Origin of the sequence: Sinorhizobium medicae, assembly GCF_007827695.1 — a bacterium.
GTDB lineage: Bacteria > Pseudomonadota > Alphaproteobacteria > Rhizobiales > Rhizobiaceae > Sinorhizobium > Sinorhizobium medicae.
Window position 1 is genome coordinate 17,160 of the sequence record NZ_VITA01000025.1, and the last position, 21,541, is coordinate 38,700.

The 21,541-nt window shown below is 62.6% G+C and carries 21 protein-coding genes and 1 pseudogene; 12 read left to right on the forward strand and 10 right to left on the reverse strand.

Annotated features, from left to right (window positions below):
• Positions 1-10 precede the first annotated feature (10 nt).
• The 7 genes and pseudogenes from FB009_RS28540 (at position 11) to FB009_RS28570 (ending at position 6,867) form a co-directional block, all read left to right on the forward strand.
• A complete protein-coding gene (locus tag FB009_RS28540) occupies positions 11-793 on the forward strand; it encodes a transporter substrate-binding domain-containing protein (RefSeq protein WP_011974386.1) in 783 nt (260 codons plus the stop codon).
• 105 nt (positions 794-898) lie between these two features.
• Entirely contained in the window at positions 899-1,624 is a 726-nt protein-coding gene (locus FB009_RS28545; RefSeq protein WP_011974385.1) for an ABC transporter permease, read from the forward strand.
• The gene (locus FB009_RS28550; RefSeq protein WP_011974384.1) at positions 1,621-2,445 is read left to right on the forward strand and encodes an ABC transporter permease; all 825 of its coding nucleotides are present in this window, start codon (positions 1,621-1,623) and stop codon (positions 2,443-2,445) included. Before FB009_RS28545 ends, FB009_RS28550 begins: the two co-directional genes overlap by 4 nt.
• A 1-nt stretch (position 2,446) precedes the next feature.
• Positions 2,447-3,614 (forward strand): annotated as a pseudogene (locus FB009_RS28555) (M20 aminoacylase family protein).
• A 310-nt stretch (positions 3,615-3,924) separates the two neighbouring features.
• On the forward strand, positions 3,925-5,340 hold the full coding sequence (locus tag FB009_RS28560; RefSeq protein ID WP_011974382.1) for a cytochrome ubiquinol oxidase subunit I: 1,416 nt from the start codon (positions 3,925-3,927) through the stop codon (positions 5,338-5,340).
• Entirely contained in the window at positions 5,330-6,334 is a 1,005-nt protein-coding gene (gene cydB, locus FB009_RS28565) for a cytochrome d ubiquinol oxidase subunit II (protein WP_011974381.1), read from the forward strand. Before FB009_RS28560 ends, cydB begins: the two co-directional genes overlap by 11 nt.
• Positions 6,335-6,555: 221 nt before the next feature.
• Positions 6,556-6,867 (forward strand): chorismate mutase family protein, encoded by a 312-nt coding sequence (locus tag FB009_RS28570; protein WP_011974380.1) that lies wholly within the window; start codon positions 6,556-6,558, stop codon positions 6,865-6,867.
• A gap of 21 nt (positions 6,868-6,888) precedes the next feature.
• Here FB009_RS28570 and galE read toward each other — a convergent pair whose 3' ends face one another.
• From galE to mscL, 3 genes are all read right to left on the reverse strand, one after another.
• Complete coding sequence (gene galE / locus FB009_RS28575) at positions 6,889-7,917, reverse strand: UDP-glucose 4-epimerase GalE (RefSeq protein ID WP_011974379.1); 1,029 nt, start codon at positions 7,915-7,917, stop codon at positions 6,889-6,891.
• 170 nt (positions 7,918-8,087) lie between these two features.
• Entirely contained in the window at positions 8,088-9,254 is a 1,167-nt protein-coding gene (locus FB009_RS28580) for a pyridoxal phosphate-dependent aminotransferase (protein ID WP_011974378.1), read from the reverse strand.
• A 127-nt stretch (positions 9,255-9,381) separates the two neighbouring features.
• Positions 9,382-9,810, reverse strand: a complete 429-nt coding sequence (gene mscL, locus FB009_RS28585; RefSeq protein ID WP_011974377.1) for a large conductance mechanosensitive channel protein MscL — start codon at positions 9,808-9,810, stop codon at positions 9,382-9,384.
• A 217-nt stretch (positions 9,811-10,027) separates the two neighbouring features.
• Here mscL and FB009_RS28590 point away from each other — a divergent pair, with 217 nt between their 5' ends.
• The gene (locus FB009_RS28590; protein ID WP_011974376.1) at positions 10,028-13,534 is read left to right on the forward strand and encodes a hybrid sensor histidine kinase/response regulator; all 3,507 of its coding nucleotides are present in this window, start codon (positions 10,028-10,030) and stop codon (positions 13,532-13,534) included.
• Between the two features lie 133 nt (positions 13,535-13,667).
• Here FB009_RS28590 and FB009_RS28595 read toward each other — a convergent pair whose 3' ends face one another.
• A complete protein-coding gene (locus FB009_RS28595; RefSeq protein WP_011974375.1) occupies positions 13,668-14,315 on the reverse strand; it encodes a response regulator transcription factor in 648 nt (215 codons plus the stop codon).
• Between the two features lie 135 nt (positions 14,316-14,450).
• Positions 14,451-14,888, reverse strand: coding sequence for a hypothetical protein (locus tag FB009_RS28600; protein ID WP_011974374.1), 438 nt, complete (start codon positions 14,886-14,888; stop codon positions 14,451-14,453).
• A 118-nt stretch (positions 14,889-15,006) separates the two neighbouring features.
• Here FB009_RS28600 and FB009_RS28605 point away from each other — a divergent pair, with 118 nt between their 5' ends.
• Positions 15,007-15,354 (forward strand): DUF952 domain-containing protein, encoded by a 348-nt coding sequence (locus tag FB009_RS28605; RefSeq protein ID WP_011974373.1) that lies wholly within the window; start codon positions 15,007-15,009, stop codon positions 15,352-15,354.
• Complete coding sequence (locus FB009_RS28610; RefSeq protein WP_011974372.1) at positions 15,351-16,439, forward strand: quinone-dependent dihydroorotate dehydrogenase; 1,089 nt, start codon at positions 15,351-15,353, stop codon at positions 16,437-16,439. Before FB009_RS28605 ends, FB009_RS28610 begins: the two co-directional genes overlap by 4 nt.
• Here the strand turns inward: FB009_RS28610 and FB009_RS28615 are convergent.
• The 3 genes from FB009_RS28615 to FB009_RS28625 are packed head-to-tail and all read right to left on the reverse strand — an operon-like array spanning position 16,415 to position 18,603.
• Positions 16,415-17,782 carry an MATE family efflux transporter gene (locus FB009_RS28615; RefSeq protein ID WP_024311103.1) on the reverse strand — a complete coding sequence of 456 codons (1,368 nt, stop codon included), beginning with the start codon at positions 17,780-17,782 and terminating at the stop codon, positions 16,415-16,417. The genes FB009_RS28610 and FB009_RS28615 overlap by 25 nt on opposite strands.
• Before the next feature lie 48 nt (positions 17,783-17,830).
• Complete coding sequence (locus FB009_RS28620) at positions 17,831-18,334, reverse strand: CAP domain-containing protein (protein WP_011974370.1); 504 nt, start codon at positions 18,332-18,334, stop codon at positions 17,831-17,833.
• Positions 18,335-18,336: 2 nt separating this feature from the next.
• Positions 18,337-18,603 carry a DUF6460 domain-containing protein gene (locus FB009_RS28625; RefSeq protein WP_018011631.1) on the reverse strand — a complete coding sequence of 89 codons (267 nt, stop codon included), beginning with the start codon at positions 18,601-18,603 and terminating at the stop codon, positions 18,337-18,339.
• 147 nt (positions 18,604-18,750) lie between these two features.
• On the opposite strand from FB009_RS28625, the gene FB009_RS28630 reads away from it, so the two are divergent.
• The gene (locus FB009_RS28630; RefSeq protein ID WP_024311101.1) at positions 18,751-19,689 is read left to right on the forward strand and encodes a class I SAM-dependent DNA methyltransferase; all 939 of its coding nucleotides are present in this window, start codon (positions 18,751-18,753) and stop codon (positions 19,687-19,689) included.
• A gap of 105 nt (positions 19,690-19,794) precedes the next feature.
• Positions 19,795-20,430 (forward strand): YitT family protein, encoded by a 636-nt coding sequence (locus FB009_RS28635; RefSeq protein ID WP_011974367.1) that lies wholly within the window; start codon positions 19,795-19,797, stop codon positions 20,428-20,430.
• A gap of 101 nt (positions 20,431-20,531) precedes the next feature.
• On the opposite strand, the gene FB009_RS28640 is transcribed toward FB009_RS28635, so the two are convergent.
• Positions 20,532-20,993 (reverse strand): carboxymuconolactone decarboxylase family protein, encoded by a 462-nt coding sequence (locus tag FB009_RS28640; protein WP_011974366.1) that lies wholly within the window; start codon positions 20,991-20,993, stop codon positions 20,532-20,534.
• A 28-nt stretch (positions 20,994-21,021) separates the two neighbouring features.
• Positions 21,022-21,528: an Rrf2 family transcriptional regulator gene (locus FB009_RS28645; protein ID WP_011974365.1), complete on the reverse strand. Its 507-nt coding sequence runs from the start codon at positions 21,526-21,528 to the stop codon at positions 21,022-21,024.
• Positions 21,529-21,541: the final 13 nt, after the last annotated feature.

Consider the following 21,541-nt stretch of genomic DNA (forward strand, 5'->3'; position numbering starts at 1 on the left):
AGGGAACGGCATGAAGAAGACACTGAAACTCCTGGCGCTGGCCACCGCTCTTGCGATCACGGGCGCAGCGACCGCAGCGGCCGAACAGGTCAAGGTCGGCATCGCAGCGGAGCCCTATCCGCCCTTTACCTCGCCAGACGCCAGCGGAAACTGGCAGGGCTGGGAGATCGAATTCATGAAGGCCATGTGCGCTGAGGCCAAGCTCGACTGCGTGGTCACCCCGGTCGCCTGGGACGGCATCATTCCGGCGCTGACCTCGAAGAAAATCGACATGATCATCGGTTCGCTGTCGATTACGGCGGAGCGGCAGAAGACCATCGATTTCTCCGACAAATACTACAACACGCCAACCGGCATCATCGGCGCCAAGGGCGACGACATCACACCGACGCCGGAGGGTCTCGCCGGCAAGACGATCGGGGTGCAGGTGTCGACCGTGCACCAGGCCTATGCGATGAAGCACTTTGCACCGGCCGGGGTCGAAGTGAAGGAATATCAGACCCAGGACGAGGCAAACCAGGATCTCGCCGCCGGCCGCGTCGATGCCGTCCAGGCTGACGCGATCGCCCTCGACGCCTTTCTGGAAAGCGATCAGGGCAAGCAGTGCTGCGATTACAAGGGCGAGGTCGCAGAGGATGTCGACGTGATCGGCCCCGGCGTCGGCGTCGGGCTGCGCAAGGGCGAAACTGAACTGAAGGAGAAGATCAACGCTGCCATCAAGGCGATTCGCGAGAACGGCACTTACGAGGCCTTCTCGAAGAAGTATTTCGACTTCGACATTTACGGCGGATAACCGCCGCAGGCCGGCGGTCCGGGCGACCGCCGGCCACGCATTTTTGTTCGAACGGGATATGGATGGGCGTATATTCATGATCCCGCTCTTGTTTGAGAGGCTGCCTTGGTCGGGGATTCCTTCATCAACTGGAGCCTGCTTTCGCTCTCGGCACCAGGCTGGGGCGGCCTCCTGCTGCAGGGTTTCCTTAGCTCGATAGAAATCGCGGTCGGAGGCTATGCTCTCGGGCTTTTGCTCGGAATCGGCGGCGCCTCGGGCAAGCTTTATGGCGGTCCGCTGGTGCGTGATCTCCTGGAGTGCTACACGACGGTGGTTCGCGCCGTCCCCGAACTGGTGCTTATCCTGCTCCTCTATTACGCGGGCACCGATCTCTTGAACCAGGTTCTGGGCGCCTTTGGCATCGGGACGGTCGACATCAGCGGGCTGATGGCGGGCATCTTCGTGATCGGCGTCGTGCAGGGTGCCTATTCTACGGAGGTTCTTCGTGGCGCGATCAAAGCGGTACCCGCCGGCCAGATCGAGGCGGCGCGCGCCTATGGCATGTCCCCGTTCATGGTGCTTCGGCGCATCACACTTCCGGCGATGCTCCCCTACGCAATTCCGGGCCTTGCCAATCTGTGGCTGATTGCCACCAAGGATACGGCTTTGCTCGCAGTCGTAGGGTTCAGCGAGCTGACGCTCGTTACCCGCCAGGCTGCTGGCGCCACCAAGGCCTATTTACTCTTCTTTTGCGCGGCCGGGGCGCTCTATCTGGCGCTGACACTCGTTTCCAACGTCTTCATCGGCATGCTCGAGCGCCATGCCCGGCGCGGCTTCGCGGAGCAACGATGACAGACGAAACAACGCACGCGCTTGCATACACGCCTGAAGACCTCCCGAAAAAGGAGAGCTTCCTCAAGCCGCATCGCATCCTGCTGATCCTCCTCTTCGCGGCGCTCGTGGTGGCAATCGCAGTTTTCATGCGCTGGGACTGGCTGCCGCGCTACTTGCCGAGGCTCGGCTCGGGCATCCTCGTAAGCCTCGCAATGCTCTTCAGCACGGCATTTCTCGGCTTCCTGCTCGCCGTGCCGCTTGGCCTCTTCCAGGTGACGGGCCCCTCTTTCCTCAAAGTTCCGGCCCGCATCTTCTGCACCGTAATTCGCGGCACGCCGCTGCTGTTGCAGCTATGGCTCCTCTATTACGGCCTCGGCTCGCTGTTTCCACAGTTCCCGGCGATCCGGCAATCCTTTCTCTGGCCATATCTGCGCGAGGCCTGGCCCTATGGGGTGGCAGCGCTCACGGTCTCCTTCGCCGCCTATGAGGGCGAGGTCATGCGCGGCGCGTTTGCCGGCGTGCCCGCCGGAGAGCTCGAGGCGGCCCGCGCCTACGGCATGGGCCGATGGACCATGTTCCGGCGCATCTGGCTGCCGCGGGCGATCCACCGAGCTCTGCCCACCCTCAACGGCGAGACGGTGCTGCAGTTGAAGTCCACCCCTCTCGTCGCGACAATCACCGTCGTGGACGTCTATGCGGTGATCTCGAAGGTACGCCAAGAAACGTACCTGACCTATGAGCCGCTCCTGCTGCTCGCGGCCATCTATATGTGCCTGACCGGCACTCTGGTCGTCGCCTTCCGCTATTTCGAAAATCGCATCCCAACGCGTGGTGCCTGACATGAAACTCTCCGCCTCGATCGATAATGCCATGCCGGAACTCGTCGCCATCCGGCGCGACTTCCACGCCCATCCCGAACTGGGGCTCGCGGAGACGCGGACATCCGCCTTCGTGGCGCGCCATTTGGAAGCGCTCGGCTTTGAGGTGACGACGGGTTTGGCAAAGACAGGTGTGGTCGGTACGCTGAGCTGCGGCACCGGTTCGCGCTCGATCGGCATCCGAGCCGACATGGATGCCTTGCCGATCGCGGAAGAAACCGGCCTCGACTATGCCAGCAAGACGCCAGGGCTGATGCATGCCTGCGGGCACGACGGCCATACCGCCATGCTGCTCGGAGCAGCCCGGGCGCTTGCCGAACGAAAGAATTTCAACGGTACGATCCACCTCATTTTCCAACCGGCCGAGGAGAATGCCGGCGGCGCGAAGATCATGGTCGACGAGGGTCTCTTCGAGAGATTCCCCTGCGATGCCGTGTTCGCACTTCACAACGAACCGAACCTGCCCTTCGGCCAGTTCGCCCTTCGCGACGGGCCGATCATGGCGGCGGTCGACGAGGCCCGGATCACCGTTCATGGCCGCGGCGGTCACGGCGCCGAACCGCAGGAGACCGCCGATCCGATCGTCTGCGGCGCCAGCATCGTCATGGCGCTGCAGACCGTCGTCGCACGCAACATCCACCCGATGGATCCGTCCGTCGTGACCGTCGGCGCCTTTCACGCCGGCTCGGCCAGCAACATCATTCCGGAGCGGGCGGAGATCGTCGTCGGCATCCGCTCCTTCGATCCCGCCGTTCGCGACGAACTCGAACGCCGCATCCGGATGATCGCCAAATCGCAAGCCGAAAGCTTTGGCATGCGCGCGACCGTCGATTACGAACGCAGCTATGACGCGACCGTCAACCACAAGGCGGAGACGGATTTCCTTCGCGAAACCGCCATCCGCTTCGCCGGCGCCGACCACGTCGTCGATCTCCAACGACCCTTCATGGGAAGCGAAGACTTCGCCTACATGCTGAAGGAAAGGCCAGGCAGCTATTTCTTTCTGGGCTCGGCGCGTAACGGGCGAGGAAAAGTCCCTCCACCACCCCGGCTATAATTTCAATGACGATCTGCTCCCGATCGGGGTGGCCTTCTGGACCGAACTCGCCGAGGCCTACCTCGCGCGCTAGAGTGGGCGTTTGAGGTGGGGATGATTTGAAAGTTGCCGTAATTCTATGTCACCCCGGCTCCGTCATTCCTGTGCTCGTTGTTTAGCCCTGAGACATGGCTGACAACAAGCACAGAGATGAGGGCGGCGAAGGTGCGGGGCCACACGGTCAAAATGTCGCGGGCGCGCGATTGCCGCAGTGTGACAACGTGGCGATCAGCCTGTCATTGACCTTTGGGAATATTGCGTCAGATTCAATCACACGATGCAGATCGCAGATCTAAGACGCCATTCGCGTCTGGCTTGCGGCCCCGCCTGAAAGGATCAGCGCCGTGTTCGAGAGTTTTGACGCAACTGTGCTTGCACGCATCCAGTTCGCCTTCACAGTGTCGTTCCACATCATTTTCCCGGCCTTCTCCATCGGGCTTGCCAGCTACCTGGCCGTCCTCGAAGCGCTCTGGCTCTGGAAAAAGGACGAAGTCTATCTGGAGCTCTTCAACTTCTGGAAGACGATCTTCGCGGTTGCGTTCGGGATGGGCGTCGTCTCCGGCATCGTCATGTCCTACCAATTCGGCACCAACTGGAGCGTGTTTTCCGACAAGGCCGGACCGGTGATCGGACCGTTAATGGGCTACGAGGTGTTGACCGCCTTCTTCCTCGAGGCCGGTTTTCTCGGCGTCATGCTTTTCGGTCTCAACCGCGTCGGTCCCAAACTGCACTTCTTCGCGACCGCGATGGTCGCGCTTGGCACCCTGATCTCGGCGACCTGGATCCTGGCCGTGAATTCCTGGATGCAGACGCCTGCCGGTTTCTCCGTCAATGAGGCAGGACAGTTTATTCCCGACGACTGGTGGGCGGTGATCTTCAACCCGTCATTCCCCTACCGGCTGGTGCACATGGTGCTCGCCGCCTATCTGACGACGGCCTTCGTCGTCGGCGCCTGCGGGGCATGGCACCTGCTGCGTAAGACCGCGCCGCGGCGCGCCCGCACAATGTTCTCGATGGCCATGTGGATGGCGGCGATCGTCGCTCCGATACAGATCTTCGCCGGCGATCAGCACGGATTGAACACGCTCGAACATCAGCCCGCAAAGGTGATGGCAATGGAAGGACACTACCAGAGCCACCCGGACGGCGCCCCGCTGATCCTCTTCGGAATCCCGAATTCCGCCGAGAAGCGCATCGACTACGCGCTCGAAATCCCGAAGCTTTCGAGCCTGATCCTGAAACATTCGCTCGATGCGCCTCTTGCCGGTCTCGACACCATACCCGAGGAGCGGCACCCGCCGGTCGCCATCGTTTTCTGGTCGTTCCGCGTCATGGTGGCGATCGGCTTCGCCATGCTCGGTCTCGGCCTCTGGAGTCTTTGGTGCCGAGTGCGCGGCACGCTCGACAGCAATGCCGCACTTCACAGAACGGCGGCACTCATGGGCCCCGCGGGCTTCGTAGCGGTGCTTGCAGGCTGGATCACGACGGAGGTCGGGCGGCAGCCCTACACGATCTACGGGCACCTTTTGACGGCGGACTCGATTTCGCCGATCGAAGCGCCGGCCGTCGCCGCCTCGCTCGTCGCCTTCATCATCGTCTATTTCCTCGTTTTTGGCGCCGGCACGTTTTACATCCTGCGGCTGATGGCGCGCCTGCCGCGCGATACGATGCCGGAACTCGACGAGGGGCCCCTGCGAACGGCCGGCGTGACGCCGGGACCCGCAAGCCCCAAAGCCCCGGGAGGCCAGCATGGACTTTGATCTGCCATTGATCTGGGCTGCAATCATCGCTTTCGCGGTGCTTGCCTATGTCGTGCTCGACGGCTTCGACCTCGGCGTCGGCATACTTTTTCCGTTTTTCCCGGAGAAGCATGACCGCGACGTCATGATGAACTCCGTGGCTCCTGTCTGGGACGGCAACGAAACCTGGCTCGTGCTCGGCGGCGGGGGTCTTCTCGCCGTGTTTCCGCTCGCCTATGCGACGGTCCTGCCAGCACTTTACGCACCCATCATCGCCATGCTGATCGGCCTGATCTTCCGCGGCGTGGCTTTCGAGTATCGCTGGCGCACGCAGCGTGGCGAATTCCTGTGGAACTGGGCCTTTGCGGGCGGTTCGATGCTCGCCGCCTTCGCGCAAGGGCTGGCACTCGGCGCGCTCGTGCAAGGCATACCGGTGGAAAACCGGGCCTATGCGGGCGGCTGGTGGGACTGGCTGACGCCTTTTTCAATCGTGACCGGTTTGGCCATTATGGTCGGTTATTCTCTTCTTGGAGCGACCTGGCTGGTCATGAAAACGCGTGGCGAACTCGCCGAACGCGCGCGTGGCGTCGCTCTGAGATCGGCGCTCGCTACCATCGCAGCCATGGGCATCGTCAGCCTTTGGACGCCGTTTCTCGAGCCGGTCTATCTTCAGCGTTGGTTCGGCTGGCCGACGGCGATCTTCAGCATCGTCGTGCCGCTGCTCGTCCTCGGTTGCCTCTACCTCCTCCTCAAAGGCATTCGCGACCGCCACGATGTGCAGCCCTTCATTGCCGCCCTCGGGCTTTTCGTGCTCGGCTATATCGGGATCGGCATCAGTTTCTATCCCTATATGGTACCGCCGTCGCTGACGATATGGGACGCCGCCGCTCCGGACGAGAGCCTGGCTTTCCTGCTCGTCGGCGCACTTGTGCTGATACCGATGATCCTCGCCTATACAGCCTATGCCTATTGGGTTTTCCGCGGCAAAGTGGATCCGGAGGAGGGTTACCATTGACGCGATCCAACGGCCCCTGGCGCAAGCTTCTCTGGTTCGTCGGCCTCTGGGCCGCCGGCGTTGCCACGGTGACGATCGTCGGGCTTGCCATCAAGCTCGCTCTTGGGGCCTGAAGAAACCGGTCGCCCGCTGCGTCGGTTTAACCCCTTCTCAGCCGGCGTCCGCTTTGCTAGCAGTTCGGCGATCAAATGGGGCGGTTTCCGCTCCCGCAAGGACCCGACATGCAGAAAACCGCCGCAGAATGCACCACGATGGCCGATATTCGTGTTGAAATCGACCGGATCGACCACGCCCTCATGACGCTCTTCGCCGAGCGTTGGGGCTATATCGAGCGGGCCGCGGAGATCAAACGCCCGCTGAACCTGAAGGCGGACATTCCGGTACGGGTGACGGAAGTGAAGCAGAATGCGCGCCGGAATGCCATTGATCTCCGGCTGGATCCGGACTTTTACGAGGATCTGTGGGCGCGACTTGTCGAAAGTGCCATCGCCCATGAGCGCAAGCTTCTCGGCGAGGACGACGCTGAAATTTGAAGCTTAAGACGTTATCGAGTGTCAGCCTCTGGCGATCAACCGCTCGTCCCCTTCCCGGTCGAAGCTGTTCTTACGGCTGAGATAGCCCTCCCAGTCGTAGGCGCTCTGGACGATATGTTCCAGGCTCGCATGCGTCGGAACCCAGTCGAGTTTCAGACGCGCTACGGAGGGATCGGCGACCACTTGCGCCGGATCACCCGGGCGCCGTGGCGCATAGTCGACCGTGAAGTCGCGGCCGGAAACCTGCCGTACCGTATCGAGCACCTGCAGCACCGAAAAGCCGTGGCCGTAGCCGCAATTTGTGACGAGCGGTTCGCCGCCCATCCGCAGATAGGCGAGCGCGCTCCGGTGCGCCGCGACAAGGTCACTCACATGGATATAGTCTCGAACACCGGTGCCGTCCGCCGTCGGATAGTCGATGCCGAAGACATCGACCTTGTGACGTTTGCCGAGCGCCGCTTCGCAGGCGACCTTGATCAGATGCGTGGCGCCGAACGTCGACTGACCGGCGCGACCAAGCGGATCCGCGCCGGCCACATTGAAATAGCGCAACGCGACAAAACGGAAATCATGCGCGGCCGCCGCATCCGCCAGCATCAACTCCGACATCCACTTGGATCGGCCATAAGGACTCTGGGGCCGCGGAGCGGCCGTCTCGCTGACCGGATCGGGCGTATCCTGCGTCCCGTAAACGGCAGCCGTCGATGAAAAGACGAAGTGGCGAATGCCGGCCTCGATGGTTGCGGCAACAAGCGTGCGGGTATTGGCCGTGTTGTTCTCGTAATAGGCAAGCGGATTGGCGACCGATTCCGGTACGACGGCCGATCCGGCGAAATGAACCACGGAGTCGATGTCGTTCTCTGCAAAGACCCGCTGGAGCAGTGCCCGGTCACCGGCGTCGCCGAGATAGAAGCGCGGCTCCGGCGCGACCGCCCACCGGAAGCCGGTCGACAGACAGTCGAGCACCACCACCGCTTCGCCGGCGTCCAGGAGCGACCACACCATGTGGCTGCCGATATAGCCTGCCCCGCCCGTCACCAATACGGCCATTTCCCGCCCCCAGTCGCTTCCTACGCAGGATCAGAAATGACGAGTGCTCGTTTCAGAAATGGTAAATACAGGGGCCGTTTCGCCCGCCCGAGCGCCTATTCTCGGCCGTGTGGTTAAGCGTCCTTCGCTCGGATCGTTCAAGCTTTAGCGATCGGTCGAATCGCGCTTCTTCAGCGGCTGAGGATATAACGCTGCAATCGCTCCGCGGCCTCGGCGATCTGGTCAGGATCGCGCAGGAAACAGGCGCGCATGAAGAGCGCGCCGCCCTCGCCGAAAGCCGTTCCGGGCGCCAGCCCCACGCCGGTCCGATCGACGATGTCGATCGCGGCGGCGCGCGAATCCGCGACGCCGTCGATCTTCAGAAAGGCGTAAAGCGCACCGTCGGGTTTCAGGGTTTCGACCCGATTGGTCGCGATCAGCGCGTCGCAGAGCGTATCGCGGTTGCGCTTCGCCTTGGCGATGTTCGCGTCAACGAAGCCGTCGCCCTCCTCGAGTGCCACTGCGGCGCCGCGCTGCATGAACTGGGCGACGCCGGACGTCGAATACTGGATCAGGTTCTCAAGCACCTGTCCCATCGCCGGCGGAGCCACGATCCAGCCGACGCGCCAGCCGGTCATCGACCAGTTCTTGGAGAAGGAATTGACGAACAGGATGCGATCTTCCTCTTCCATCACGTCGAGGAACGACGGCGCCCGGCCGCCGAGGTAATGATAGAGGGCGTAGATTTCGTCGGCGACGATCCAAAGGCCGTGCTTGCGCGCCAGCGCCAGGATGGACTTGAGATCATCAAGCGTAGCGGTCCAGCCGGTCGGGTTAGACGGCGTATTGATGAAAAGCGCACGCGTCCTCTCGCCGATAGCCGCCTCGAGGCGGGTCAGGTCGAGCTGCCATTTGCCGGCTTCGAAGCGGAGCGGCACTGCGACCGGGCGGACGCCGGAAAGATCCGCGGCGGCCGCGAAATTCGGCCAGGCCGGAGTGAGCAGGACCATCTCGTCGCCGGGAGATGCGACCGACTCGATCGCAAGCTTGATGGCCTGCATTCCCGAGCCGGTGACATAGAAGTTTTCGGGAGAAAGCGTCTTCTGGAACCGGCGCTGATAATAGCGCGCCAGCGCTTCGCGCAAGGGAGGGATGCCGCGCTGCCAGGTATAGAAGGTTTCGCCACCCATCAATGCGTCGGCCGCCGCGCGGCTGACGAAATCCGGCGTCGGCAGATCGCCCTCGCCGACCCAGAGCGGAATGAGCCCTTCACGCCCGCGCGCATAATTGACCACTTCGACGATGCCGCTTTCGGGCGCTGCCGTGGCGCGTGGACTGAGGCTCGTCGTGATCGTCATCGCAGCCTCCTGATTGCCTGCCGCTTTTAAACGCTTCGGCGTCGCCGATCACGCGAATTTCTCTGACCTGTTTATCGATTTCCGTGATGTTTCGCGCGGCCCGGCGAGCGCCCGGCCGATGAACGGCTCAGGCGCGCTGCTTCAGGAGATCGCGAATTTCGGAAAGAAGCAGGATGTCCTGCGGCGGAGGTGCAGCCGGTTCCGGAGCCTTTTCCCGCTCGACCGAGGCGCGGGCGCGATTCACCAGCTTGATCAGAAGAAAGATGATCCAGGCAAGGATCAGGAAGTTGATGAACACGGTGATGAAATTGCCGTAAGCGAAGACGGCGCCCTGTTCACGTGCGGCCGCAAGCGTCTGCGCGGTGACGTTCCCCGAGAGAGGCAGGAAATAATCGGAGAAGTCAAAGCCGCCCCCGGTGAGCGCTCCGACGACGGGCATGACAAGGTCGTTGACGACCGAATCGACGATCTTGCTAAAGGCCGCACCGATGATCACGCCGACCGCAAGGTCCATGACATTGCCGCGGGCGATAAACTCCTTGAATTCGTTCAGCATGCCTCTCTCCGTAAAAATCCCCGAACGGCCACTCGCACCTGTCCTGCAAGGCAACCGCCGGTAGGAATCTGGCCAAAGCCCCGCGTGAGGAAATCGCACTCTTCGCATTTGGTCAAGCTCTGCAGGTATCGGGTGCTCGATCTTCAACTTAAGACTGATGACCGGCCGATTTCCAAGCAAATGGACTTGCCCTATGCTTATGGCAGAGGAGTGAGGCATGCTTTCGGGTTCGGTCATTTTTGCCTCGGCCTTCGCCTATCTGCTGCTGCTCTTTGCAGTTGCAAGCTATGGCGACCGGCGAGCCAGACGAAACAGGATTTCCGAGAAGGGCAGGCCGCTCGTCTATGCGCTGAGCCTTGCGATCTATTGCACCTCCTGGACCTATTTCGGCGGCGTCGGCCTTGCGGCGGAGCGCGGACTCGAATTCACCGGCATCTACATCGGCCCGATCCTGATGTTCACGCTCGGCATGCCGCTCATCCGGCGCATCGTCCGGCTCGCTAAGACCGAGAAGCTGACTTCGGTGGCCGACTTCGTGGCCGCGCGCTATGGCAAAAACCCGTCCGTTGCGGCCATCGTCGCGCTGATCTCGCTCGTCGGCGCCGTTCCCTATATCGCGTTGCAGCTGAAGGCGGTGTCCAGCTCCGTCGCCACGATGATCGACACGAGCGACTATGGCATCGGTTCGGGCGAGAATTTCGTCGATCTGCCGCTGCTGGTGACACTGTTCCTGGCGTGTTTCGCCATCGTCTTCGGTACGCGTCACACGGACGCGACCGAACATCAGGACGGGCTCATCCTCGCGATCGCGATGGAATCTGTGGTCAAGCTCGTCGCAATGCTCACGGTCGGCATCTACGTCGTCTTCGTCCTGTTCGGCGGGCCAGCGAACCTGTGGGCGGAAGCGCAGCAAAGCCCGGCCGTTCTTGCCTCGCTCGAATATCAGACGCCGGTCGCACGCTGGATCCTGCTTATCGCGCTCTCGGCCTTCGGCATCATCATGCTCCCGCGGCAGTTCCATGTGACGGTCGTGGAAAATCGCACCGAAAACGAGCTGCGAACCGCAGGCGTCCTCTTTCCGCTCTATCTGATCGCGATCAATATCTTCGTCCTGCCGATCGCGATTGCCGGTGTTCTGACCTTCTCGGGCTCCGGCAACGCGGACCTCTATCTGCTTGCCGTGCCGCTTGCCGGCAACGTGCCGGTCATCACGCTGTTCACCTTCATCGGCGGCTTTTCCGCGGCGACCGCCATGGTCATCGTGGCTTCGGTCGCGCTCTCGATCATGGTCTCGAACGACATCGTCATGCCGGTGTTTCTGCGCCGAAGATTGGGCACGCGCGGCTTCCTCCAGGCGGACATGGCAGGTACGCTCCTCAATATCCGCCGCACGGCGATCTTCGTGGTCCTCTTTCTTGGCTACGGCTATTACCGTTCGGCCGATATCAGTGCCGGGCTCGCCTCGCTCGGGCTGCTCTCCTTCGCCGCCGTTGCGCAAATGGCGCCAGCGCTTCTCGGCGGTCTCGTCTGGCGGCAGGCCAATGCCCGCGGTGCGATCGCGGGAATGGTCAGCGGTTTCCTCGTCTGGGCCTATGTCCTTTTCCTGCCGAGCCTCGGCGGACCCGACAATTCTCATATCGCCTCGACGATCCTTGGCTTCCTCCTGCCTTTCACCGACCTCTTTTCCGGGCCGCAGTCCGATCCGCTGGTGAATGCGACGGCTCTCAGCCTGCTCGTCAATGTCGCGGCCTATGTAGTGGGTTCGCTGACGCGCGCGCCGAAGCCCCTGGAGCGTTTTCAGGCCGGCGTCTTCATCACTCGCCGCTCGCGCAGCGAGGGGACATTCCGCGGTCGCAAGACCAAGGTGACGGTGCGCGACCTCAAGACCACGATCGGCCGCTACATGGGCGAGGAGCGCATGCAGCGCTCCTTCCATACCTATGAGCAGCAATCCGGCCGCTGGCTGGACGACAACGCCTCCGCCGACATGGCACTCGTCCATTTCTCGGAACAATTGCTCGGCAGTGCCATCGGGTCGTCCTCGGCCCGGCTCGTTCTTTCGCTGGTCCTCCAGCGCATGGACGACGCCTCCTCCGACACCGCCTGGTTGCTCGACCAGGCGAGCGAGGCGCTGCAGTACAACCAAGACATGCTGCATACGGCTCTCTCTCAGATGGATCAGGGCATTGCCGTCTTCGACAATGCGAACAACCTCATCATCTGGAACCGCCGCTTCCGGGAACTCATGGACCTCCCGGAGGCCGCCGGACAGGTGGGCTTTCCGCTTGCCGATATCGTCGCGATCCTTGCCCGCCGCGGGGATGTCCGCAAGAACGAGGAGAAGGCGCTGATCGCCAACTTTTTGACGCTCGACAAGCCCTTCCTGCTCGAACTTGCGGGAGGCGCACGCATTATCGAAGTCAGGACCAATGCCATGCCCGACAAGGGCATCGTCACCACCTACACCGACATAACCCAGCGCGTGGCCGCCGACATGGCGCTCAAACAAGCGAACGAAACGCTGGAGCTGCGGGTCGCCGAGCGGACAGGGGAACTCACACGCGTCAATCGTGAACTGGGCGAAGCACGGGCCGCCGCCGAAGAGGCGAATATCGGCAAGACCCGCTTCTTCGCTGCGGCGGGTCATGACATCCTGCAGCCCTTGAACGCAGCGCGCCTCTATTCCTCCTCTCTGGTCGAGCGCCTCGGCGATTCGGAAAACCGGTCGCTTGTACAAAACATCGACTCCTCGCTCGAATCGGTGGAGGCCATCCTCGGCGCTGTGCTCGACATCTCACGGCTCGATACCGGGGCCATGAAGCCGCGCCTGCAATCCGTTCCGCTCCATGAACTGCTCCGGCGGATCGAGACGGACTTCGCGCCGATGGCGAGAGCGAAAAACATCGAGCTCGTCATCATGCCGACCTCGCTTTCCGTGCGCAGCGATCCGAACCTGCTCAGGCGCCTCGTTCAGAATCTCGTGTCCAACGCCATCAAATACACCCTTCGAGGCAAGGTCCTGGTCGGCGTGCGCCGGCAAGGACAGATGGCGACGATCGAAGTTCTGGATTCGGGTATCGGCATTCCTTCGTCGAAATTCCGCACGGTCTTCAAGGAATTCGCGCGTCTGGACGAAGGCGCGCGAACCGCATCTGGACTCGGACTCGGCCTTTCCATCGTCGATCGCATCTCGCGTGTGCTCAATCACCCCGTTGCCCTGCAATCGAAATCGGGCAAAGGAACCGGATTCAAGGTCGCCGTGCCGATCGACAGGAGCGCCGCGGCAAGAGTGAAACCGCAGCCCGTGGCAGCGGCGAAAGCGAGCGACGCCCTGGCCGGGCTCAACGTCATCTGCATCGACAACGAGCCGAAGATCCTCGAAGGCATGGCCCTGCTGCTCGGCGGCTGGGGCTGTCGCGTGACCGCCGTCGATTCACTCGCCGGCTGCACGGAAATGGGACCCGACAGACTGAGCGTGCGGCCCCAGGCGATCGTCGCCGATTACCACCTTGGCGACGGTACCGGCGTCGAGGCGATCGCTGCAATCCGCGGCCTGTGGCAGGAGAGCATCCCCGCCCTCATGGTAACGGCCGACCGTTCACCGGAGGTGCGCGGCGCTGCCGAGCGCGACGGTGTTTCGCTACAGCACAAGCCTGTACGGCCCGCAGCGCTCCGCGCCTGGCTCACGCAGCTGGCGGTGGCGGGACGGGCGGCGGCGGAGTAGCAGTGGTTTATGGCTCGGAGCCGCCCGTTATCGGGCCTGCCGACCATTTTCCCCCATGCGGGGCGAAGGGACAACCGGGCGAAGGGTCAGGCGGCAGGCGGATGAGGGGCGGAGGCGGACGGCTGGCGGCGGGTCAAGCCGCAGCCACGCTGCCGAGCTTCGATAGCTGAATGACGGCCTGCGTGCGGCTGTCGACGTTGAGCTTCAGCAGGATAGCCGAGACATGCGCCTTGATCGTCGCCTCCGACACGCCGAGCTCATAGGCGATCTGCTTGTTGAGCAGGCCCTCGGCAAGCATCGAAAGGACGCGCGATTGCTGCGGTGTCAGCGTCTGCAGCCGATGCAGCAGATCGGCAACTTCCGGCTCGTATTCCTGATTCCGGTCGTAACCGGCCGGCACGAACACCTCGCCCGCCATCACCTTTGCGATACCGTCGCGGATTTCCTCGATACCGGCAGATTTGGACAGGAACCCGGCCGCGCCCAGGTCGAGAGCACGATGAATGGTCGCCGGATCGTCATGAGCAGAGACGATCATCACGGGCAAGCTTGGAAACTCGGCGCGAAGCGCGATCAATCCCGAAAGTCCACTGACGCCCGGCATGGTCAGATCGAGCAACATCAGGTCGGCTTCCGGATTCTCTGCAGCGGACTTGCGCGCAGCTGCGAAATCTCCGGCCTCGACGATCGCCGGGGCGCCCGACAAGCTGCTGAGCGCCTGGCGCATTGCGCCGCGGAAGAGTGGATGGTCGTCAGCGATGATGATCGTCAGTTCCGGCATGATGACGCTCCCTCCCAAGAGCCTCAGCTGCGACCCTGCAGCATCGCGCATGATAACGCATGTGAGCGCTGCTGCCGCATGTTTCCTTGAACAGCAATTCGCGAAGCGCGTCCTCCGACGCCCATGAGGTCGTCTTCAGGTCTTCTGCGGTACGCTCTCACCTTCGTCGGTGGAATCGCTGCCGTCGCCCTCGAATTCCTTCACGATCCCCATGAACCTGCGCATCATTCTTTCCATGATGCTCATTGCGCGGTCAATCTCTTCCTCGTCCGGAAGGGGCGGTTTGGCCGCGGTTTCACCACTTTCCACGGCCCTTTCCAGGGCTTCGATGCGATCGCTGAGAAGATCGAGCTCCCGTTCGAATGCGGCACGCTCGTCGGCGGCCATCCTGCAGACGAGCTCTCCGTTGTTTTCCCGACACAGAGAAACCTCGCCGGTTTCGGTGTCGAGTCGGGCAAACCCGGTCTCCGATTTCTGCATGCTGTAGCGGCCCGGCGACGCTTCCTGGGCGGCGGCCGGGGCGATCAGACCGAAAGCCGACCCGAGCGCGAACATCGCGACTATCTGTCTCATGAGATACCCTCCGTTGAATGCCTTCGGAATTCCGCCTCGATCTTACGCGGTACGGTGGACATGTGCCAATATTTGCGGCAAGGCGATCACTGATGCTCACGACGGATAAGCGAACCAGATGAACGCTACCATTTACAAGATCGTTCCGGTGCTCCTATGGCAGGAGGCCCGGCGGACCGGCGCTTTCTTCGGCGCCCCGGTCGACCTCGCCGACGGCTTCATTCATTTTTCGACACGGGATCAGGTCGTCGAGACGGCTGCGCGGCACTTCGAGGGACAGGACGGCCTGCTGCTCGTTGCGATCGATGCAAGCGCACTGGGCGACAAACTCATCTATGAGCCCTCCCGTGGCGGGGCGCTGTTTCCGCATCTCTATGCGGACCTCCCGATGGAAGCGGTGCTGTGGGAAACACCGCTTCCGCTACGGCCGGACGGGCAGCACGACTTCCCGGAGCTCGCGCCATGATCGGCGGGCTGGAGCACCTCGCGCGGCGCGGCCTCTTCCTCTTCGACCCGGAAGCGGCTCATGGCCTTTCGATCACAGCGCTGAAAACCGGCCTCGTACCGAGCTGCGCCGCCCCGGCCGACCCACGCCTCCAGCAGAGCGTTGCGGGCCTCGCCTTTCCCAATCCGGTCGGCATGGCGGCCGGCTACGACAAGAATGCCGAGGTGCCGGAAGCCTTGCTGAAGATCGGTTTCGGTTTTACCGAAATCGGCACAGTGACGCCGAGACCGCAGCCCGGCAACGACAAGCCGCGGCTTTTCCGGCTCATCGAGGACGAGGCGGTGATCAACCGCCTCGGCTTCAACAATGAGGGACATGGTGCGGCGCTGGCGCGGCTCAAGGCCTGCTCGCGCGAGGCGCTGATCGGCGTCAATATCGGCGCCAACAAGGACAGTGCCGACCGCATTGCCGATTACGTGACCGGCATCCGGACCTTCTACGCGGTCGCCCGCTACTTCACCGCCAACATCTCCTCGCCCAACACGCCGGGCCTGCGCGACCTGCAGGCGCGCGAGAGCCTCGCGACGCTGCTTTCGGCGGTGCTTGCCGCCCGCGAAGATGAAGCGGGAAAGTGCGGGCGGCGGGTTCCGGTCTTCCTCAAGATCGCTCCGGACCTGACCGAGGAGGGCATGGACGACATCGCGGCGGAAGTGCTGGCGCAGGGTCTCGACGGCTTGATCGTATCCAACACGACGCTCGCGCGCGCGCGTCTCCGGGACAGGAAACAGGCCAGTGAGGTCGGCGGGCTCTCTGGAAAGCCGCTATTCGAGAAGTCGACCGCGGTTCTTGCCCGGATGCGCAGGCGCGTGGGCCCCGACTTGCCGATCATCGGCGTCGGCGGCGTGAGCTCGGCGGAAACCGCTGCGGAAAAGATCCGCGCCGGAGCCGATCTGGTACAGCTTTACTCCTGCATGGTCTATGAGGGGCCGAGCTTGCCGGGCCGTATCGTGCGCGGCCTCTCCGCGCTTTGCGACCGCGAGAAGCTTGCCTCGATCCGGGAGATCCGCGACAGCCGGGTCGATTACTGGACTGGCATGAACGTCTGAGCTGCCCGGCGCGGGATCCTTATCAGCAGGAAAACGCCGCGCATGAGCAGGAACAGGTTGAGCGCGGCCCAGAGGCCGTGATTGCCGAAGGCAGGGACGAGCACGGCAAGCGCTGCGACGTATCCGATGAAGGCAGCCAGCATCATGTTGCGCATGTCGCGCGACCAGCCGGCTCCGATGAAGACGCCGTCCATGAGGAAGGCAAGAGCACCGGTCAGCGCCGTCACCGCCGCCCATGGCATGTATTCATAAGCAAGAGCGCGCACATCCGGCGCCGTGGTCATCATATTCACCACGGCATTGCCGAAGGCGAGCAGAGCGAGCGTCGTCAGGGCGGCGAGACCGAGCGACCAGAGCGCAGTCATCCGCAGAACCCGGTCGAAAGCGGGGCGATAAGCGGCGCCGATGGATCGGCCTGTCAACTGCTCGGCGGCGGTGGCAAGTCCATCGAGATAATAGCCCGCCACAAGGAAGATCGTCATCAGCACCGCGTTCGCCGCAAGCGTCACGGGACCGAAGGAGGTGCCGATCCGGGTCACGAGCGTGAAGGCCGCCAGAAGGGCGAATGATCGGATCATGATGTCGCGATTGAGACCGAACAATTTCTTCAGGCGGTCGCCGGCAAGGATCATCGCCCAACCTGGCGCGTCCTTGCTGTCGAAGCGGCCATAGACGATCGCGAAACCCGCAAGCGCGCCGATAACCTCTCCGGCGACGGTCCCGATCGCGACGCCGGCTACACCCCAGCCGAGAACGAGGCCGAGCAGGACCGAAAGCACGATATTGGTGCCGTTTATCAGCGTCTGCAGCATGAGGCCAAGAGTGCCCTCGCCGCGCCCGAGCACGAATCCGAGGATGGCGTAGTTGGCGAGCGCGGCCGGGCCGGAGAGGATGCGATATTGGAAATAGGTGCGCGTCACCTCCGCGACGTCCGGACCGGGCCCCATGAGCCAGAGGCCGGCGGAAAGCAGAAAGGGAGATATAAGCACGATGGCAGCGCCGGTGACGAGCGCAATCACAAGCGAACGCCAGAAGACCGCCTGCTGCTCGCGTCGATCGCCGCGTCCAAGAGCCTGTGCGACCAGGCCCGTGGTCGCGGCTCGAAGGAAGTTGAAGGTGGTAAAGATGAGGTCGAAGATCACCGCGCCGACCGCGAGGCCCGCGAGCAACTCCGCCCGGCCGAGCCGGCCAACGACGGCCGTGTCGACGAGACCGAGAAGAGGCGTCGTAAGGAAGCCGAGCGTCATCGGCAGGGCGATCGAGAAGATCAGCCTGTTGGTGACGATAAATGGCCCGGCTTCGGGACTATCGGAGTCGCGCTCGAGGCTTTGTGTCGCCGTCATCATCCTCTTTCCCTGCGCGCGGATTCCGCGGGAAATCCGGGAATCGACTCAGCTGCAGAGCACCATGGCCCAATAGGGGCGGTTTCCGGAAGCGGAATTCTGCGCCACCGCGACGCCAAGCCCCCGGTAGTTGCCGAGCATGTTTTCGAGATGCTTCGGTGAATTGAACCAGGCTTCGTAGGCGCTCTCGGCGTCGTCTTGACCTACGGCGATGTTTTCGGCGGCCGGCAGCGCGACGCCCTGCCCTTTCATCCGGTCATAAAAGCTGTCGCGCCAGCCGATATTGTGCCGCATCTTGCCCGCACTCGCCATCCGCGCCGCCTGATGCATGGCCGCAACGGAAGCGGCACGATCGCCGGTGAGATTGGAAAGCCCCCTGCCCTTGCGCAGCGCATTGACATGGCCGAGCGTTGAATCGGTCTGATCGCTGCCCGTACCGCCGTCCGGAGACAGGAGGTTGGAGGTCGTGCAGCCGGTGATCAGCCCGAGTGAAACGACCGCCCCGGCGCGCAGAAGCAACCGTCTGCGGGCGACATAAATCTGGTCGTACATGCTTACCGTCGATAATTGAAGAAACGCAGAATGAGGAACAGGGGGATGACGATCACGGCGCCGAGAAGCAGGTAGTCGCCCACCCGCCCGAGAGCCGCGAAACCTGTCCTCCAGAGATCGAGGAAGAAATTGCGGATGGCATAAAAGATATCGGCCGGATACCAGTCGAAGACCGTCATCACGAAGCCGACAAGGATCGACACCACCACGAGCTTGACGAGCACGCGGAGAGGCGAGTCCCCCAGAAACTTGTTTATTCCGTCCGACATCAGCGACAACGTCTCCTGTTTTCCTTCACATAAGCCGCGAGCCCCAAGCGTGCAAGGCGTGATGACCCGATGTGCTCCTTCGAGAATCCGCTTGTGTTTTGCTTTATCCGGCGTCAGAAGCGTCCATCGCAACCAAGCCGCATCTTCATGACCTTCAACCAGCTCTCCTCCGGCGACCTGATCGCCGATCGCCGCGCCGACTACGCGAAGATGCTCGCCGATGCGGGCGACGCGCCAGGCGCGGCGGAACTCATGGCTCAGGCGCTGGAGCTAGCGCCGGACTGGGCCGCGGGCTGGTTCCGGCTGGCGGACTATGAAGAGAAATCGGGCCGAAAAGAGGCAGCCGTCGACGCGCTCCGCCATACGCTTCGGCTCAATCCGGAAGACATTTTCGGCGCCAGCCTCAAGCTCGCCCTGCTCGGTGCCACCGACACGCCCGAACAGCCGCCGAGCGTCTATGTCGAGCGCCTTTTCGACGATTATGCGGAGCGCTTCGACCAGGCGCTCGTCGAGAAACTCGACTATAGCGTTCCGGAAAAGCTCGCAGCGTTGATCGCCCGGATGACAGACGGCGGCCATTTTCGCCGCGTCGCCGATCTAGGCTGCGGCACGGGGCTCTTCGGCGAGCGTATCCGCGCCCGCGCCGAGATCCTCGAGGGCTTCGATCTTTCCGCCAATATGCTGGCAAAGGCCGAGGCGAAGGGAATCTATGATCGGCTCGGCCAGGCGGACCTTTCCCTGGTTCCGGAGGACTCGGGGGTCTTCGGCGCACTGTCGGAGCAGCGTGCCGATCTCGTCAGCGCCGCGGATGTCATGATGTATCTCGGCACACTCGAAAGCGTCTTCGTCATCGCCGACCGGCTGCTGGCGCCGGGCGCGCTCTTCGCGTTTTCCGTGGAGGATGCAGGTGCGTCCGGCGGCTTCGTTCTGAGACCGTCGCTGCGTTATGCGCATACGAAGGACTATGTCGCTTCTCTCTGTTTCGATAACGGCCTCTCGATGATCGCGGTCGAGCACACCGTCATTCGCAGGGATGCCGGCCAACCGGTCGCCGGGATACTGTTTCTTGCCCGCAAACCGGCTTGACCAGCCGAAGCGCGCCCGAAATAGGTCAGCATTGCTTACATATTTTCCTTGAAATATTTTGTGCAATGCAGCAATGCTGATGCCATTGCGATCTGAGGGTCAGCCATGGCACAGGCAAGCAGCGTTTTCGGTCTCTGGAACACAAGCCCCACGCGGCACACGGCGGTGGAGGACGTCCAAGGCGTGTTTTCCGGTAGCTTCGTCGCAGCCCTCGGCCTCTATTTTCTCGCCAGCGCCGGGCTTCTGACCGGCAGCACCGCCGGCATCGCCTTCCTTCTGCATTACGCCATGGGCGTAAACTTCGGTCTGACCTTCTTCCTGCTCAACCTGCCTTTCTTCTACCTGTCGATGAAGCGGCTCGGTCGGGCGTTCACGCTCAAGACCTTCATCGCAATCGCGCTCACCTCGGTCCTCACCGACATGCAATCGCGTCTTTTCGAGATCGGACTGATCCATCCGGGCTGGGCTGCCCTCATCGGCGGCCTTCTGCTCGGCTATGGCCTTCTGGCACTCTACCGCCACCGCGCGAGTCTCGGCGGCGTCGGCATATTGGGCATCTACCTGCAGGAACGCTTCGGCATTCGCGCCGGACTGGTGCAACTCGCGATCGACATGGTCGTTCTCGCGGCAGCCTTCTTCGTGACGACGCCTGCCGTCGTCATGTGGTCGGTGCTCGGCGCGGTCGTACTCAACCTTTTCGTGGCGATCAACCACCGCGCCGACCGATATATCGCCCTTTAGGTCTGACCGACCTAAAAACACGAGATCGATTCCAAAGGGTTAGGACGCGGGATGCGGGCGGAAAACCGCACACATTTTTCCTCATCCCGCTCTAACGCGCTTTATGCCGCCTTGGCCGGCGCATCGATCGGGGGCAAGGCGCGGAAGCCGACGCACAGACGGTTCCATACGTTGATGGTGCCGATCGCGACGGTGATCTTGGTCATCTCCTCTTCGTCGAAATGCGCCCTGAGCGCCTCATAGGCATGATCGGGCGCGCGTGTCTCAGCCACATTGGTCAGTGCCTCGGTCCAGCCGAGGACGGCTCGTTCGCGCTCGTCGAAATGCGGCGATTCGCGCCAGACACAGACGAGATTGATCCATTGTTCGCTGAGGCCGCTGTGGCGGGCCTCCTTGCTATGCATATCGACGCAATAGGCACAGCCGTTGATCTGCGACGCGCGCAGCTTGATCAGGTGGAGCAGGCGAGGCTCGATTCCCGAACCCTTGACGTAGGTTTCGAGCGCGGCGACGGCCTTGTAGGCTTCCGGCGCGGCTTTCGCAAAATTCAAACGTGGCTGCATGATCGTCTCCTTTGGTGGCCGGTTCACATCAGGCGGCAGTGCCTGATTTCCGTTCATGAAGGGCGAGAAAACCGTTTGTTCGTGCCGCGATCGCCCCGTCGCCGTCGATGGTCTTCAGGTCGGCGATGATGCCGGCGACGGTCACGCGCCGGAGCTCGGCGCGGTAGGCCTGCTCTGCCCTGAGCATTGCGACGTTGATCGTGCATGGCGCGGCCGGTTTGCAGGTGTAAGGATTGGGGCCGCGCAGGCGAATTTCGTTGCAGCGAAAGGCCGGCTCCGGTCCTTCGACCGCAAGCACGATGTCGAGAAGGGTTATCTTCTCCGGCGCACGCGCCAGCCTGTAGCCACCCTTCGGTCCGGACACGGCTTCGAGCAATCCGGCCCCGGACATCGCCTGCAAGTGCTTCAGGAGGTAACTCGTCGAGACGCCGTGGAACTCCGCGAGCGCTGCGGCCGACAGCGTGCTGCCGGGCTGAAGACAGCTCAGCATCGTCACGCTGTGAATGGCCTGTTCGACGCCGTCACCAAGCTTCATCTGCATCTCCTAT